Origin of the sequence: Bradyrhizobium sp. CCGB12, assembly GCF_024199845.1 — a bacterium.
Taxonomy (GTDB): domain Bacteria; phylum Pseudomonadota; class Alphaproteobacteria; order Rhizobiales; family Xanthobacteraceae; genus Bradyrhizobium.
Genome location: NZ_JANADO010000001.1, coordinates 7049961 through 7066851, shown reverse-complemented (window position 1 = coordinate 7066851; position 16891 = coordinate 7049961). Strand labels below are relative to the sequence as shown.

Here is a 16891-nt window from a genome sequence, read left to right as displayed (position 1 = left end):
AATGAGATGCGTCATCAGCGGAGATGCTACTTCGCGAGGAAGTAAAAGTCCTCGCGGCCAGGCAGCGAACCGTAGGTGTAAGGCTCTTGGCGGCCGGCGGTTGCCTCCATGACGTCGTCACGTACGAGGCGGAAAAGCTTGTTGATCTCGACGTTGGGCGTCGCGATGCGCTGTGCAAAGGCTACCGCAAACGGAGAGTTGCCGCCCTCGCCGTCGAGCGCGACCTGGCCGTGCTTGGCGGCGTACACGACTAGCGTCGCCCCGGAGACTTTTACCTCGCTGAGGCCGCGGCTGGTCGAGCGCGTCCGCGTACCGGTTGCAGGTGCGCCCGGCGCGGCCGCCGAGGCGATCGCAGGTTGCGAGACCGACGCCTTCCGCATCTGTGCGGCGAACGGATTGTCACGGCAGGCATCGAGCATCACGATGCGAAGCTTGTGCGCGCCTTCCACCGCCGCCATGACCTGGTCGAGTGGTACCGCCTCGAACTGGATGTCGCGATCAACGCCGATCCTGGCCTCGACGGGGATCAAATAATTCGTGCCGTTCACTTCGAGTCCGTGGCCCGCGTAATAGACCAGCGCCCATTCCGAGGTTTCGGCCTGGTTGGCAAAGCTGCGCAGCGCGTCGAGCAATCTTTCACGATTGGAGTCGCTGACCAGCGTCACCTCCTGGAAGCCGACCGCGCGGATCGAAGCCGCGATCGCTTCCGCGTCACGCTTCGGATTGGCGAGCGTCGCCACATTCTTGTAGGCGGAGTTGCCGATGACGAGCGCGATCCGCTTGCCCTGCTTCGGTGTGGCAGCGCTTGGCGCGACCACGGGGACGGCGGCTGCAGGTGTCGGAATCGATGTCGCCGAGGTGGCTTTCGAAGGCGCTGCGGGAATCGATGGCTGCAGCGCGCCGGAGTCGAGAGAGGCGAGGCGCGCACGCGCGGTGGCCAACGCCTCGCGGTTGATGCTGCTCCGCTCCTGCGATTTCGACACCAGCGCTTGCTGGAACAGAGTCTTGGCGCGCGCGACGTCACCCATTTTCTCATAGGTGAGGCCGGAACTCGTCAGCGCTGTGAGGTCATCCGGATTGCGCTTCAGCACCGTTTCATAATCGGCCAGCGCTGCCTTGAAGTCGCCCTTGTAGCGATAGACGTGGCCGCGATAGAGATAGCCGAGGATGTCCCCTGGGTTCAGCTGGATCGCACGCTCATGGTCGGCGATGGCGCGCACCAGGTCGCCCTTCAGCCGCCACAGCTCGCCGCGATTGGAGTAGCTCTTGTTCAGACGAGGATTGACCCGCACGGCCTCGTCGTAGTCCGCCATCGCGCGCTCGTACTCGCCGAGGTCGACCCAGACCAGCCCGCGATTGCCACGCACGACCGCGTTCTTCGGATTGAGCGCGAGCGCTTCGCCGTAAGTGGTGATCGCCCGCTCGTTCTCGCCTTTCTCATAGTAGAAGGCGGCGAGTGAGCCCACGAAGTGCGAATTCTTCGGCTGCAGCCGAAGCGCTTCCTTGAGCTCGGTGAGCCCGCGATCGAGCTGGTCGCGCTCGCGCCAAATCACGGCGCGACCGGCATAGCCGTCGGCATGACGAGGGTTGATGCTGATGGACTTGTCATAGTCTGCCATGGCGCGATCGAAATCGCTCTTTTCGTACCAGACATCGCCCCGCGTGGAGTAATGCGACGGCTCCGTCGGATCGAGGCGAATCGCCTCGTTGTAGTCGGCGATCGCGCGGTCGTACTGGCCGGACTCCTTGTAGGCATTGCCTCGACCGACATAGGGATCCGCTTTCTTTGGCTCCAGCCGAACCGCCTCGTCGTGCTCGGCAATGGCCTTCGAGACGTCGCCCTTGTTCAGCCAGGCGATGCCGCGGCCGGTGTACGGGCGGGATGCTTTGGCATCCAAAGCGATCGCCTTGTCATAGTCGGCCATCGCTTTGTCGTACTCGACCGCGCTGATCCAGACATCGGCGCGGTCGCAATAGCGCTCGGCATTGGGCTCGAGCCGGATCGCTTCATCGAGGTCGGCAATCGCGCGCGCGGTCTCGCCCTTGCCGTCCCAGGCGCTGCCGCGGGCGGAATACGTCCCGGCAAATTTGGGGTCGAGACGGATCGCCTCGTCATAGTCGGCAATCGCCAGATCAAATTCGTATTTGCTCTTATGGGCATTGCCGCGACCGTGATAAGCAGCGTCAAGCGTCGCGTCGAGGCCAATGGCCACGGAGTAATCCGCGATCGCGCGGTCGTGGTCGTTCTTGTCTTCGAGCGCATTGGCGCGCGCGAGATAATTATCGCCAGATTTCGGCTCGAGCCGGATGGCTTCGTTGTAATCGGCCATCGCGCGCTCGAACTCGTCCTTGTTCTTCCGCGCATCGCCACGATTGCGATAGGCGTCGGCGTATTTCGGATCGAGCTTGATCGCCTGATTGTAGTCGGCGATCGCGCGATCATGGTCGCCCTTGTTTTCCCAAACATTGCCGCGGCTATTGAAGACGAGGGAATTCTTGGGATCGAGCCGGAGGGCCTGGCTATAGTCCTCGATCGCCCTGTCATGCTCGCGCTTGCTGTTCCGGGCGTCGCCTCGGCCGCTATAGGCCGGCGCATGTTTGGGGTCGAGGCGAATCGCCTCGGAGTAATCGGCGATCGCCTTGTCATGCTCTTTTTTGAAGTCCCAGCAATCGGCACGTCCGCTCCAGGACGGCGCGAAGTTCGGATCGAGCTTGATCGCAAGATTGAAATCGGCGATGGCGCGATCGTAGTCCTTGCGCTCCTGCAGGATCAAGGCGCGGTTGTGATAGGGATCGCTGAACGATGGATTGGTGCGGATCGCCGCGCTGTAGTCGTCGAATGCCTTGTCGCTGTCGCCCTTGTTGCCCCATGCGATGGCGCGCTTGTTGTAGGCCGAGGCCAGCGTATTGGCGGAGATGTCGCCAGCCTTGATGACGCGAGAGCAGGCTGCGATCTTGGCATCGCCGCGCGCATCGTCGCAATCCCTAAGATCCTTTGAGCTGGCCGCGAAGCCCGGGCCGGCGAGTGTGACGGAGGAAAACACGGCAAGCAGAGATATGAACCGCATCATCGTACCGGAAATGGCATTGCAACAGAAAATCACTTTTGGACGCGCGCAACGCGCCCGACATTCTAGCCGGATCATGCAGCGAAGACGAGTGTGATGCACCGTTGCATGTCTGCCTGCGTATGTGATGGGCGTCACAGCCAAGTCAGCAGATCGTGCGCGACGCAACGCGCAAGGGTCAGCGGAGCCAACCTGCCTTTGGCACGCTGTTTCCAGATTTACGTCGTGCCCTCGTGCCACCATCCGGCGATGATGACACGTTGTGGATCGCGTCCGGCGATCTGCGTGCTACCCGCACGCCCAGTCGAACTTCATATCCCTAAAGTCGAGCTGCGCGTTGCCGCCGCCGAAATTGTAGCCGCCGAAATATTCCTCGAATTCGATGTAGAACGGGCTCATCTCCGGCACCGCCTGGCACGGCCGCATGGTGCCGCCGAGATGGTTGTGGGCGTGGTCCTTGCTCCAGTCGTGCAGGCGGAAATTGTCGCGGCCCGGCACGCCGCCGACATAATAATAGTAAGGCTGATAGCCGGTCGGCGGGTTTTCGCGACCATGCTCGTCCTGCGGACCCTTGCCGGCATTGGGATCGCTCGCGCGCGGCGATAGCGCGATCGCGCGGGTCTCAGCGAGATCGGCGCGCGGGGAGCTGGGGAACATCTTTTTCGCGTAGGTCGGCGCGGCCTCGTAGAAGGCGCTGGCGCCGCCGACGTCGAGCCAGCGCGGCCGCTCGGCCGTGGCAAGCGCGAGCGGCGCAGGCGGTGTCGCGAACGCGCCCTCATATTCGGCCCTGGTCAGCAGCAGCGCGGCATATTCATAGTCGAGAACGTCGGTCATCCGCGACAGACGCGGATGTGAGGTGCGCGCCAGCACCGCCTCGCGGATCTCGGGATCATCAGGCGCGCCGCCGTCATTGTGGTCGGGCGCGGTAGCAAAGAACGACACCGCGACGATGTCCTCGCCATGCACGCGATAGTCCTCCGGCAGCAGAAGCGTAAACCCGTGCATCAGCGGATAGCCGCTGACGGGATCAAGCGGCCATTGTTCGCTCGCGATGCCCGGCGGCAGCCCATAGACCCAGCCCTGATCGCGCGCGCGGTCGGCGGGCCGGTCCAGCATCTGCAAATCATAAGCACGCGAAGGCAGGGCAAACGCCACGGGTCGTCTCCATCCGAGTTCGAGCCTCGCCGTTGAGGCGATCGTTAGTCGCGGGGCGGAGTGATGTGGTTCGTGGGAGGAGTGGAGAGATGATGCCATTTTGCCGGGGTGTTGCCCGACGTGTCAAACCACGCCGCACCCGCGCAAGTCCCCGCGTAAGTCATTGATCCCACAGCCCCCGGCTACTGTGCATGGGGTTGTTTTCGCACTTTTTGTTTTGGCTAGCCTCGCCGCCGTGCCGCCGCGGACGCGTCGACCACGTTGTCCACCTCCTCGCGCCAGGACAGGATCTCCATCGCGAGCACGGGGTGATTGAAGCCCTTGAGCTGGAGATCGTCGAGGGCGCGGGCTTCGACCCAGGGTTCGACCATGCCGTAGACGCGGCGGCTGACCACGACCTGGCCGGCCTTGGCTTCGCCGCAGAGGCGGGAGGCGAGATTGGTGACGCTGCCGATCGCGGCATATTCCAGCCGCTGCTCGAAGCCGACCTGGCCGAGCGTGGCATAGCCGAGCGCGATGCCGATGCCGAAGCCGAGGCTGTGCCCCCGGTTGCGCCAGCGCTCGGTCAGCGGACCGATGGTGTCGCGCATCTCCATCGCCATCTTCACGGCGCGCTTTGTGTGGTCCTCGAACTGGATCGGCGCGTTGAACAGGATCATCACGCCGTCGCCGGCATATTTGTCGAGCGTGCCCTCGTATTTGAAGATCAGCTTGCCGAGCGCGGCGTGATATTCGCGCAGCACGTTCATCGCCTCTTCCGGCTCGGTCGCTTCCGTGAACGCGGTGAAGCCGCGCAAATCGCAGAACACCACGGTCACCTCGCGGCGCTGGCTGGTGAGCAGCCCCTCGGGGCTGTCGGAGGAGGCGATCAACTGCGCGACCTGCGGCGCCAGGAAACGCTCGAGCTTGCGGATGCGCTCGATCTCGCCGAGCTGGGTCTTGACGCGCGCCTCCAGCGACTTGTTCCAGTCCTTGAGCTGCTCGGTCTGCTCGCGCAGCTTGTCGGCCTGGGCGCGCACGGTCGCGTTCGCCGCCTCCAGCTCGTGGCCCTTGTGATCGACCTCGGTGAACAGGCGGGCATTGCGCATCGCCAGCACCGCCTGGTTGGCGAAGGTGCGCATCAGGCCGATGATGCTGGGCGCGAACGCGCCGCTGGCGCGGCGCAGCACCACCAGCGAGCCCAGCGTGCCCTGCTGGTCGACCAGCGGCACCACCAGCACCGAATGGAAGCCGGCATTGACGGCGACGTCGCGCAGCGGCTGCTCGGTGGCATGGTCGAGATCGGCAAGCGCAATCGGCGCGCCGCTCACCGCAGCATCGCTCAGGATGTTGTCGCCTTCCTCGATGGTGACATGGGCGCCCTCGGCCGATTTGTCGATGCCGTTGGCTTCGACCAGGTTGAAGCGGCGCGCTGCCGCGTCGTAGCCGTAGATCAGCACGGCATCGGCGCGGGTGATCTCGATGGCGCGGGCCGCGATCGTCGGCAGCACGGCGTTGAGATCGAGCGAGGAGGCAACCGCGCGGCCGACCTCTTCCAGCACCTTGAGCTCGTGGTTCGACTGCGCGAGGTCGCGGGTGCGCTCCTCGACCTTGGTCTCCAGGTTCGAATAGGTCTCCTGGATCTGGCCGGCCATGCGGTTGAACTGGCCGGCGAGATCTTCCAGCTCGTCGGAGGTGTGCACGTCGATGCGGTGGCTGAAATCGCCCTCGCCGAGCTTGTGGGCGCCGTCGCGCAGCGCCGTGATCGGGATGATCATGCGGCGTGCCAGCAGCGTGCCGGCGAGGATCGCGACCATCAGGCCCATGCCGATCAGAAGCGCGATGCGCACCAGCTGGTCGCGGATCGGCATCAGGGCCTGTGTGGTCGGCTGCTCGAACAGCACGCTCCAGCCGAGCTTCGGCACCGTGCTCGCGGCGCTCATCACCGAATGGCCGTTGAAGTCGGTGCCCGACGTGTCGGGCTCGCGGCCGGGCGCGACCGCAGCCGCGACCTGCGGCAGCTTCGACAGATCCTTGCCGACATCGGGCCCTCGAGAGGACGTCGCCAGCACACGGCCGCGCGGATCGACCACATAGGCAAAGGCCGCCTTGCCGACCTGGGCGTCGGACAGGAGCTCGGAGAGGAAGCTGAGATCGATCTCGGCGACCGTGACGCCGGCGTTGAAGCCGGAATGCGCCACCGAGATCGACATGTACGGCGTCCGGTCGGCGAACCAGGCCGGCGCATAGCTGACGCCGCGGGCGACGGTGTCGGTGAAGCGCATGTCGCGCGAGAGGTCGGCATTGCTGCCGGTCGTGGTCGACTGGCGCGAGACGCGCAGCACCTCGCGGCCCTCGCCGTTGAGCTGGAACAGCTGGTTGACGACCGCGACCTGGTGCAGCAGCGATGCGTAGTCGGCGCGGCGCTTCTCGAGCGTGTCCTGGCTCGCCCGCGTCACCCAGCTGATCTGGCGCTCGAGCTCCGAGATCGACTGCTCGATCCGCCGGGCGGCGCCTTGCGCCTTGTCCTCCAGCCCGTCGGTCAGCTGTGTCCTGGTGGCGCGGTAGGAGATCCAGGTCTCCATCGCGCCGTTGACGGCGAGCACGAACACGACGAGGCCGACGAGGGAGACGACGTATTTGGCGAACAGGCCCTCGCGCAGAAACCGTGTCTTGTCGTTCGCTCCCGCCATCCCGATCCTCTCGCGCCGCCATGACGCTGCGCGCTACGGGGCGAACGGCCCCCTTCGAGCCGTTCTACCACAATTTGGGCCAGGGGATGGTCAAGGGCCCGGCCGGGCCGTCGTTGTGGTTACCCGCTGCGGACGCCAGGACGGGGTGGAAAAGGGACGGGTGGGGAGGGACGGGTCGAAAAGGGGATGACGTCCCGCGCGCTGGTCCGCCGATCATCGATTGAAGAGCTGCCGCAGCACGTCGTTCATCGGCTGACTGTCCTGCTGCGCCACCGGTGCGTCGTCCTGGGCCGGCGGCGCCGGGGAGGCCTGCGGGGCCGGTGTCGATGGCGTTGCCGGCAGGCTGCGGCTGCGGCCGGTGCCAGTGTTGGCCCCCGCGCCGCTGGAAAGCCCCTGCTGGATCAGATTGCCGAGGGCTTCGCCCAGGGGACCGCCGAGCAGGTTGCTCTGTCCTGGCTGCTGTCCTTGCGGATTGGCATTGCCAGCCGCGTTGCCGCCGCCCGGCACGGTGGCGCCGCCGAGGCCAAGGTTACTGCCAAGGTTGCCGAGGATATTGCCGAGCCCGGCGCCATCGGGGCCGAACAGGCCTTTGCCCATCTCGCGCAGCTTGGCATAGGCGGCATCCGGATTGTCCAGCATGCCGGCCATATCAGGGTAGATTCGCGGTTGCGACCAGGTGCCCTGGATCATCACGGGAATGCCGAAGCCGACCGGATCGGAGGTGCGGCCCTGGCCCTCGGTCGTCATCACGAGCTTCGGCTCGACGCGAAAGCCCATCATCTTGGTGTCGAGGGCGATGGTGCCGGCGCCGGTCACGCGCACCAGCGGTCCGATCAGGTTGAGATCGGTCGTCACCGCTTGGCCCTTGTCGATGCGGAAGGAGGCCGAGAGCTGCGACAGGTCTGTGCTCTGCTCCTGGCCGGGGTTCTGGTTTTCTTGCCAGCCGGACAGCGTGCCCGATGTCAGTGAGCGGATCATCTGCGCGACATTGATGCCGCGGATCGCCCCGTCCTGGAAATTGACGAAGGCCGTGCCCTGCATGTTCGCCATCAACGCGCGCTGGCTGGTGCCGGCGCTGCGCAGTGCGAGCTTGGCTTGCAGCTTGCCGTCGATCCGGTCGAATTCGGCAAGGCCCTGGAGCAGCGGCAGCGCGCGCACGCCGACGAGATCGGAATGCATGGCAAAGCTCGGCGCGCCGGTGGTCGCATCCAGGATCACTTCGCCGGAGACCTGGCCGCCATAGGCACCGAGATTGGCGGTGCCGGCCTTCAGCACGCCGCCGGCGAGCTTTGCATCGAGCGCCAGCGGCGCGAAGCGCGCGTCGCCGATCACGGCTTCGTTCGCGGAGATCCTTACTTGCGCATCGATGTAATTGAGCCCGGAGACATCGATCGGCGCATTGCTCCAGGGTTGCCCGGACGTGCCTGACGGCGATTTCGCCAGCGGAATCGCGAGCCGCTGGAAGTCGAGGTCGACCTTGACCAGCGGCTTGCTCGCGATGTCGACCGAGGCCCAGCCGTTGAAGGTGTCGTCGCCGAGCCTGCCGCTCACGCCGTTGATCATCACGACATCGCCGTTCATCCGCATCTCGGCGTGACCTGCGAGCTGGGACTTCAGCACGTCGGGCATGTCGATGGCGAAATCCACCGGAATCGTCGGCCGGTCGCCTGGCGCCGCCGGCGTGGTCGCGTTGATGTCGAACTTGGTCGGGTGCTCGCCGACGCGCGCGGTGCCGGTGATGTTGACCTTGCGGTCGCGGCCAACGACGGCATCGGCATTGATGGCGCTGATGCGCCCCTCGACGCGATCGCGCATGCGCGCGAATGCAACTTCGCCGTCATTGATCCTGACGCGGTCGATGGTCGCGCCGTCGGTGTCGAGCGCAAGCGGCTTCGATGCGGTGCCGGCGTTCGGCAGGCGCTCACGCAGCAGCGGCTGGTAGAGCACGGGATGGGTGACGACGAGCTCGGTGATCTCAGGGCGGCCCGACCATACGCTGGCCAGCGACATGTCGGCCTGCACGCGGTCGACCGTCAGGCGCGTAATGCCGCTGCGGTCCTTGGGGTCGGCAAGCGTGAGGTCGTTCAAGGTGACGTTCAGCGTCGGCCACAGGCTGATCTTCGTGGTGCCGTCGATCGACAGGCGATAGCCGGTCGCACTCTCGACCCGCGAGGCGATCGTCGAGGTCAGGAAGCCGGAGGGGATCCCGACCACCAGCAGGATGGCGATCACGACGATGACGACGGCCAGTGCCGCGCCGACGAACTTCAGTGCTCTCATCTCGACTTCCCAACGACGGACGATCGGCGCCAAACCCGGCAGATTGCCCGTCCTTTGCACGTGAGTTTATCCCGGGACGGGAAGCGGCTCCAAGCACGCAAAAATAGTCGGGGGGTGCTGCAAAGTTATGTGACTTATGACACACTTCTCCGGCGCTGTTTTACGCGATCCTGATGTTGATGGTTCCAAGCGATTTGCCAAGGTCATTCACGACCAAATTGACAAGGACATTGAAATGAGCAAGCAGGCCGAATTTGCGGTCATCCTGAAGATGAACGCGATGTTCGCGGATCTCGGCGCGGACGAACTGCAGCGATTGTCCAACCTCTGCCACACCCAGCATCTGGCCAATGGCGAGATGCTGTTCCAGAAGGGCGATCCCGGAAACGCGCTGTTCGGCGTGCGCCGCGGCCAGGTCCGCATCGAGACCGGCGCCTCCGACGGCAGCCGTCTCACGCTGAACTTCATGGGCCCCGGCGACCTGTTCGGCGAGGTCGCGGTGCTGGATGGCCAGAGCCGCACGGCCGATGCGACCGCGGGCGAGCCCAGCGAATTGTTCGTGCTACGACGCGAGGACTTTCTCAGCTTCCTCGAGCGCGAACCGAAGGTCGCGATCAAGATCATCGCGTTGCTGTGCCAGCGCATCCGCTGGCAGAGCGAGCGGATGGAGGAATCCATGCTGCAGCCGCTGCCGGTTCGTCTGGCGCGACGGCTCTGCGCGCTCGCCGCCGATTTCGGCTCCGAGGTGCACATCTCGCAGGAGCAACTGGGCGTCTTCGTCGGCGCCGCCCGCGAGAGTGTCAACCGTCAGCTTCAGGCCTGGCGCAAGGAGGCGATCCTGGATCTTCAGCGCGGCCGCATCCTGCTGCGGAACATGACGAAGCTGACCGCGATCGCGCGGAACGAATAGGGCTCAATCGATCGGGAGCCTGCGCCGGCGGACGCGATCCCGGTCGACGGTGACCATGCTGCTCTGGATCTCGTCCTCGGACAGCCGCTTCCGTCCAGTTGCCGCCTCGGAAAAGCACGAGACTTGGGCTGTCGCTGCCCGCCGGTTCACTCGGCCGCAGGGTGCACCACGTTCTTTGGTGGCGTTGCCGCCGGACTGGCACCCGCTGGTGCTGCTCCGTGATGACCGTCAACCTCCGCATCCTCGCTGTGCACGATCAGCCGCTTGGCGAATCGCCAGATCAAGGCGCCGAAATCGTCCATCACCATGAACATCGCAGGCACGAACACCAGCGACAGGATGGTCGAGAAGATCAGGCCGCCGATCACCGCGAGCGCCATCGGCGAGCGGAATTCGCCGCCGGCACCGACCGCGAGCGCACTCGGCATCATGCCCGCGGCCATCGCGATCGTGGTCATCACGATCGGGCGGGCGCGCTTCATGCCGGCGTCGATCATGGCTTCCTCGCGCGGCTTGCCGTCGCGAATCGCTTCGATCGCGAACTCCACCAGCATGATCGCGTTCTTGGTGACGATGCCCATCAGCATCAGGATGCCGATCCACACCGGCGTGGTGAGCTGCTTGCCGGTGACGAGCAGGGCGGCGATCGCGCCGCCGATCGAGAGCGGCAGCGAGAACAGGATGGTGATCGGCTGGAGGAAGGTACCGAATAGCAGCACCAGCACGGCGTAGACCATCATCAGGCCCGCCGTGATCGCGGTGGCGAAGCCGTCGGACAGCTCGTTGAGGCTTTCGGCGTCGCCGGAGGGCGAGACCTTCACGCCTTTCGGCCGGCTCTTCATCACCGGCAGGTCGTAGATCTTCTTGGTGGCGTCGCCGAGCGCGGCCGAGCCGACGAGGTCGGCGGCGACGGTCGCCTGCCGTTCGCGATCGTAGCGATTGATGCTGGTCGGACCCTGGTCGAGCTTGACGTCGGCGATGACCGAGAGCGGCACGCCGCCCTTCTCGCCGCGCTCGCCGAGCGGCACGCGGAGCTGCTCGAGTGTCTTGAGATTGCCGCGCGCGGCGTCCTCGAGCTGCACGCGGATCGGCACCAGGCGGTCGCCGACGTCGAACTTGGCGAGCGCGGGACCGACGTCGCCGATGGTGGCGACGCGGATGGTCTGTGACAGGCTTTCCGTCGAGACCCCGAGTCGTGCGGCGAGATCGGCCCGCGGTTCGACGCGCAGCTCGGGCCGCTCCAGCGTGGTTTCCGAGATCACGTTGGAGATGGTCGGAATCCGCTTCATCTGCGTCGCGAGCTCGCTCGCGAAGTTGTTGACGATGTTGGCGTCGACGCCGGTCACGACCAGCGAGATGGCGCGCAGGCCGTTCTCGTCGAGGAACCAGAAGCGGATGTCGGGAATGTTCTCCAGTTCCTGGCTGATCGAGGATTCGAGCTCGCGCTGGGTGATGTCGCGGTCGTCCTTGGGCGTGTAGTTGATGATCAGAGATGCGCGCCGGACTTCCTGGGTGCCCGGCGGAACGCGCCCGCCGTCGACGAAGATGCTCTTCACCTCGGGCCGTTTGCGCAGGCGCGCGACGATGTCCTCGGTGACCTTTTCGGTGTAGGCGAGCTGAGTGCCCGGCGGCAGCTCGAGGGCGAGCAGTGAGCGTGCGCTGTCCTGCGCCGGCAGGAAGCCCTGCGGCAGCAGCGTGATGCTCCAGATCGAGGCGGCGAAGACGCCGAGGCCGATCAGCACCGTGATGTAGTGGTGCTTCACCGACCAGGCCACCATCCGGTGGTAGGACCGCAGCACGCGGCCGGGGGGCGGCTCCTCATGCGCATGGTGCTTGAGGAAGTAGGCGGCCAGCACCGGCGTGACGAAGCGCGCCGCGAGCAGCGAGAAGAACACCTGCACCGAGACGGTGATGCCGAACTGCTTGAAGAACTGTCCGGCGATGCCCGACATGAAGCTCGCGGGGGCGAAGATCGCGATGATCGTCAGCGAAATCGCGATCACCGCGAGGCCGATCTCGTCGGCGGCCTCGAGCGCGGCACGATAGGGCGACTTGCCCATGTTCATGTGCCGGACGATGTTCTCGATCTCGACGATGGCGTCGTCGACGAGAATACCCGTCGACAGCGTGATGGCGAGGAAGCTGACGAGGTTGAGCGAGAAGCCGAGCAGGTCCATCGCCCAGAATGCCGGGAAGATCGACAATGGCAGCGAGATCGCGGCGATGATGGTGGCGCGCAGGTCGCGCAGGAACAACAGCACGATGATGACGGCGAGGATGGCGCCTTCGAACAGCGTCGAAATCGCCGCGTGGTAATTGCCGTTGGTGTATTCGACCGAGGTGTCGATCACCTTCAGGTCGACGTCGGGATAGGCGGCCTTGAGCGCATCGATGCGCTTCTGCACGGCCTCGGCCACCTTCACGTCGCTGGCGCCCTTGGAGCGCTTGATGCCGAGCGCGACGATGGGCTCGCCGTTGAAGCGGGCGAAGGTGCGGCGGTCGGCGATGGTGTCGGTGACAGTGCCGAGATCGTCGAGCCGGACCTCGCCGCCGCCGAACAGCGGGATCATCGTGCCGGCGAGGTCGCCCAGCGTCTTGGCACCCGCGAGCGTGCGGATCGCCTGGTCGTTCTTGCCGATCTCGGCGCGGCCGCCGGCGACGTCGACATTGGTGCCGCGCAGGCTCTGGCTGACATTGACGGCGGTCAGGCCCATGGCCTGCAAACGGTCCGGGTCGAGCGAGACCAGGATCTCGCGCTCGACACCGCCGATGCGCTCGACCTGGGCGACGCCGCGGACGCCTTGCAGCGCGCGCTTGACCACGTCGTCGACGAAATAGGAGAGCTGCTCCGGCGTCTTGCCGGGCGAGATCGCGGCGTAGGTGACGATCGGCAGGCCGATCACGTCGACGCGCTGGATCAGCGGCTCGGTGACGTTCTGCGGCAGGTTGGAGCGCACGCGCGTCACCGCGTCCTTGACGTCGTTGAGGGCGCGGTCGGTGTTGGTTTCCAGCGCGAACTGGATCGTGGTCACTGACACGCCGTCGGTGATCGAGGACGTGATGTGCCGCACGCCCTCGACGCCGGAGACGGCGTCTTCGACCGTCTTCGTGACCTGCGATTCAAGTTCGGCGGGCGCAGCGCCGAACTGCGAAACCACGACCGAGATCACGGGAATGTCGGCCGACGGCAGTCGCGTCACGGCGAGCTTGGTGAAGGAGACCCAGCCGAGAATCAGCAGGATGATCGAGAAGACGACCGACGGCAGCGGATTGCGGATCGACCATGCCGAGATATTGAGAGCCATCAGCGTACCCGCGTGCGATCGAGTTCATCGGCGAACATGGTTTTGATCTGGTCGCCGTCATGGAGCGAAGAGCCGGCGTCGGCCACGACGATCTCGCCGACCTCGAGCCCTTCCAGGATTTCCGTGGCGCTGTCAGACGACAGTCCGACCCGCACCTTGCGCGTCTCGACGATATTGCCTTTGACGACCTGCACGGTGAGATGGTCGATCGCGGTCTTGGGGATCGAAACGCCGCAGCTGCGCTTGGCGTCGATCGAGGCGCGGGCGAAGACGCCGACTTTCAGCGAGGGATTGTTGGTGACGCTGATGCGGACGCGTCCGAGCTGGGTCGTGCGGTCGATTTCAGGTGCAACCAGCCGGACCCGGCCGATCAAGTCGGGCGCGTCGTCGCGGCTGATGCGCACGGTCGCGCCGGAGTTGAGCTTGGGCATGTGCACCGCCGGGACCTGGGCGTCGAGCTCGATCTCGTTGTTGACGGCGATGCGGAACATCGGGCCGGCCTGCGGCGAGGCCGGCGCGCCGACGATGGTGCGGACTTCGGTGATGAGGCCCGGCGCGGGCGCCTTCAACGAAATCGGGCCCTGTGGGCCGGGTCGCTGCTGCTGGCCCGGAATCTGCGGCGGTGGGGTCAGGCGCGCCAGCTCCTGGTTGTCGGTGACGAGGATGCCCTCGGTGACAAAGAGGTCGGTGACCCTGGATCCCTCCTGGTCGGCGACGACCACGGCCTCGCGGCGCGGCACGAAGAAGCCGGTCACCCGTACGAGGTCGGAGAAGCAGGCATTGGTCGACTTCGTCACGATGACGAGCGCCTCGCCCGGTGTTTCCTTCTTCTCAGGGCGATGCCGATGCTCGAACAGATAATAGCCGACGCCGAGCGCAACGACGAACACCACAGTTCCGGCAGGCTTGAGATAGTCGGTGAAGTTCATCGCCGGATCATCCTGGCCTGGCTCACGGCCATCCGCGCGAGGCCCCAAGAGAGCGTTTCCCTGAAATAAAGCGGCGTCCCGCAAGGCTGCGGGACCCGCTTTGGAAGCGAGACGTTACCCCACATCACGATGTGTCACTGCAAAGGATTGCGTCGTGCTCACTTCGATGCGGTGGTCTTGTTTTCCATGTTGACGACCTGCACGCGGCGGTTGACCTCCGCCATCGGCTGGTTCGGGTCCTTCAGCTTGCTCTTGCCGTAGCCGACGGTGACGAGGTCGGTTGCCGAGATGCTGTACTTGTCGACGAGGTAGCGCTTGATCGAATCCGCGCGGCGCTCCGACAGGTCCTGGTTGTAGGCTTCGCCGCCGGCGGCGTCGGTGTGACCGGCGACCACGAAGGTCGAGCCCTTCAGGTCGGGGCTGGTCAGCGCGCGACCGAGCGCTTGCACTGATGGCATCGACTTGGCGCTGATATTGGCGGAATTGTAGTCGAACGTGATCTCGAGATCGATGTTCGGCTTGTCCTTGGCGGCGGAGGCAATTTCCTCGCGCTCCGTCGACGACAGCGAGCGCGTCGAGCGGCCGCGCACGGATTGGATCAGCTTGGTCTCCGCGGCGTTCGGCGCGGGGTCAGCCGGCGGAGCGATCGAGAGCCCGCGGGTCAGAGGCTTCTTCGCCGGCGGCGCGAGCGCGCGGACGATCTCGTCCTCGGTGACGTTCTTGCTGTTGCTTTGTTCGCCCGCGAAGGCGAACGAGGCTGGCAGCGACAGAGCGGCGCCGACGGTGATGACGGACAGGATCGCGGTCAGTCCCTTTGCAGCCAGTCCCATAGCCAGTCCCTCCTGCGCAGCCAGCTCGCGCGTTTCCAAATTCCTGCAATGAGCCCTTGCGAAAGGCCGCTTGCGGCATCCGCCCATTAGTCTTCCTTGGGCTGTTCAAGGTTCGAGGCGCCTCTTGCCTCACTTCAAAAAAATATCAACGCACTCCGTAGCTTGCGAACTCCTGAACGATGTTCGGATCCATCGCCTTGGCATTGGCAATGTCCAGCGCCCCTTCCTGGGCGGAACCGTTGCGCTGCTTGGCGAGGCCGCGTCCGTAGAGCGAGGAGGTCAGGCGCGGATTGATCTTCAGGGCCGCGTCGAAATCGGCGATGGCATTCTTGACCGCTCCCGATTTCAGGTTGACGAGCCCGCGGCTGTCCAGCGCATCGACGAAGTTCGGCCGCAGCCGCAGCGCCTCGTTGCAATCCTTGAGCGCGGCCTGGAGATCGCCGACCACGGTGCGGGTCCAGCAGCGATTGTTCAGCGCCTCGACGTCCTTCGAGTTGATCCGGAGCGTATCGTCGAAATCCTTGATGGCGAGGTTGTAGGCGCCCTTGCTGGCATAGACCTGGCCACGCCGGTACAGCGCGTTCACGTCGTCAGGATTGGCGGCAATCTTGGCCGTCAGGCTCTTGATCGTGGGGTCGTCGGCCAGGACGGCGGGGCTCGGCCCGCTGTCCGTGCTCGGCGCGGGACCGGGATCAGCCGGTTTCGCGGGCGGCGGCGGTGGCGGCAGGGCGGCCTCGACCTGCGGCTTCGGCGAGGGGGCCGGTGCAGGCGCCGGCGGAGGAGGAGGTGCAGGAGCCGCAACCGTGTCGGCCGGCTTCGGCGGCGGAGGCGGTGTCGGTGGCGCGGCTGGTACCGGGGGCGGGTTGTTGGCGACCACGGCCGGCGGAGCGGGCGGCGGCGGGGTTGACGGACGCGATCCGCCGGCCCCCGGGATGAACGAGAAATCTTCGGCCAATGAAGAGGATATCCACGGCACCTGCTCGCCGCGCGAGGCGCGGGTGACGCCCATCTTGGTGCGGTTCAGCGTCTCCTCGGCCATCAGGTCGGGGACGCGGATTTCCTTCAGCAGTTCCCGGACGAACAGGCTGTGCTCGCCGCCGGCGTCCGAGACCACCGAGGCCAGCGCCGCCGAATACATCACCAGGGTGCCGTTCGGCGCGATGACCGGGGTCAAGCCGGCCGAGAAGCTGCGGAACCGCCGCTCGAACGGGTTGCGCCTGGAGGCGTCGACCAGGGCGATCTTGACGCCGGCGCCGCGGGTGTTGAGCTCGCCGAGCACGGTCTCCAGGCTGAAACCGTCGCGGCGCACGTCGGATTCGGTCCAGATCTGCGCATCGATCGGCAGCATGTAGCTCTGACGCGCGGACTGGATGCCGAAGCCGCTGAAGAACACCAGCGCTACCGAGCCCGGCTTGATCTTCCCGTAGAGCTTGTCGAAGGCGCGGCGCATGCCGTCGCCGGTCAGGTTCTCGCCGATCTCGACGGAAAAGCCGTCGCGCTTGAGCTCGTCGGCGACGTCGCGCGCATCGTTGATCGGTTCCTTCAGCGGCGCATCCGCATCCGGATATTTGGCGTTGCCGATGACCAGCGCAAAGCGGTCGCCAGCCGCAAGCGATGGAGCCGTCGGGATCAACGAGATAAGCAGGGGCAGCAGAAGAAGGAAGCGAATTTTCATAATCAGCGCGGTCCAGCCAAAAAGGCGCCGTTCCCAGCTTTGCGCCGCGGCGACCTTAACTTACGCT

9 protein-coding genes are annotated in these 16891 nt (G+C 65.5%); 1 reads left to right on the top strand and 8 read right to left on the bottom strand.

Translation table 11 applies throughout. The features are described 5' to 3' along the window. Positions 1 to 26: 26 nt before the first annotated feature. The 4 genes from NLM27_RS32270 to NLM27_RS32255 form a co-directional block, all read right to left on the bottom strand. The gene (locus NLM27_RS32270) at positions 27 to 3068 is read right to left on the bottom strand and encodes a tetratricopeptide repeat protein (protein WP_254147118.1); all 3042 of its coding nucleotides are present in this window, start codon (positions 3066 to 3068) and stop codon (positions 27 to 29) included. A gap of 288 nt (positions 3069 to 3356) precedes the next feature. Then, positions 3357 to 4223 carry a hypothetical protein gene (locus tag NLM27_RS32265; RefSeq protein WP_254147117.1) on the bottom strand — a complete coding sequence of 289 codons (867 nt, stop codon included), beginning with the start codon at positions 4221 to 4223 and terminating at the stop codon, positions 3357 to 3359. 221 nt (positions 4224 to 4444) lie between these two features. Next, positions 4445 to 6895, bottom strand: coding sequence for an adenylate/guanylate cyclase domain-containing protein (locus tag NLM27_RS32260; RefSeq protein WP_254147116.1), 2451 nt, complete (start codon positions 6893 to 6895; stop codon positions 4445 to 4447). 213 nt (positions 6896 to 7108) lie between these two features. Next, entirely contained in the window at positions 7109 to 9175 is a 2067-nt protein-coding gene (locus NLM27_RS32255; protein WP_254147115.1) for an AsmA family protein, read from the bottom strand. A gap of 235 nt (positions 9176 to 9410) precedes the next feature. On the opposite strand from NLM27_RS32255, the gene NLM27_RS32250 reads away from it, so the two are divergent. After that, the gene (locus NLM27_RS32250; protein WP_254147114.1) at positions 9411 to 10085 is read left to right on the top strand and encodes a Crp/Fnr family transcriptional regulator; all 675 of its coding nucleotides are present in this window, start codon (positions 9411 to 9413) and stop codon (positions 10083 to 10085) included. Between the two features lie 146 nt (positions 10086 to 10231). On the opposite strand, the gene NLM27_RS32245 is transcribed toward NLM27_RS32250, so the two are convergent. From NLM27_RS32245 to NLM27_RS32230, 4 genes are all read right to left on the bottom strand, one after another. Next, positions 10232 to 13390, bottom strand: a complete 3159-nt coding sequence (locus NLM27_RS32245) for an efflux RND transporter permease subunit (RefSeq protein ID WP_254147113.1) — start codon at positions 13388 to 13390, stop codon at positions 10232 to 10234. Further along, complete coding sequence (locus NLM27_RS32240) at positions 13390 to 14319, bottom strand: efflux RND transporter periplasmic adaptor subunit (protein ID WP_254147112.1); 930 nt, start codon at positions 14317 to 14319, stop codon at positions 13390 to 13392. The genes NLM27_RS32245 and NLM27_RS32240 overlap by 1 nt, the downstream gene beginning before the upstream one ends. Before the next feature lie 158 nt (positions 14320 to 14477). Further along, a complete protein-coding gene (locus tag NLM27_RS32235) occupies positions 14478 to 15149 on the bottom strand; it encodes an OmpA family protein (RefSeq protein WP_254147111.1) in 672 nt (223 codons plus the stop codon). Between the two features lie 145 nt (positions 15150 to 15294). After that, complete coding sequence (locus tag NLM27_RS32230) at positions 15295 to 16824, bottom strand: caspase family protein (RefSeq protein WP_254147110.1); 1530 nt, start codon at positions 16822 to 16824, stop codon at positions 15295 to 15297. Positions 16825 to 16891 lie beyond the last annotated feature (67 nt).

Coding starts and splice junctions, on each gene's coding strand:
- NLM27_RS32230 (WP_254147110.1), bottom strand. CDS start 16,824: ATGAAAATTCGCTTCCTTCTTCTGCTGCCCCTGCTTATCTCGTTGATC.
- NLM27_RS32270 (WP_254147118.1), bottom strand. CDS start 3,068: ATGCGGTTCATATCTCTGCTTGCCGTGTTTTCCTCCGTCACACTCGCC.
- NLM27_RS32235 (WP_254147111.1), bottom strand. CDS start 15,149: ATGGGACTGGCTGCAAAGGGACTGACCGCGATCCTGTCCGTCATCACC.
- NLM27_RS32260 (WP_254147116.1), bottom strand. CDS start 6,895: ATGGCGGGAGCGAACGACAAGACACGGTTTCTGCGCGAGGGCCTGTTC.
- NLM27_RS32245 (WP_254147113.1), bottom strand. CDS start 13,390: ATGGCTCTCAATATCTCGGCATGGTCGATCCGCAATCCGCTGCCGTCG.
- NLM27_RS32240 (WP_254147112.1), bottom strand. CDS start 14,319: ATGAACTTCACCGACTATCTCAAGCCTGCCGGAACTGTGGTGTTCGTC.
- NLM27_RS32250 (WP_254147114.1), top strand. CDS start 9,411: ATGAGCAAGCAGGCCGAATTTGCGGTCATCCTGAAGATGAACGCGATG.
- NLM27_RS32255 (WP_254147115.1), bottom strand. CDS start 9,175: ATGAGAGCACTGAAGTTCGTCGGCGCGGCACTGGCCGTCGTCATCGTC.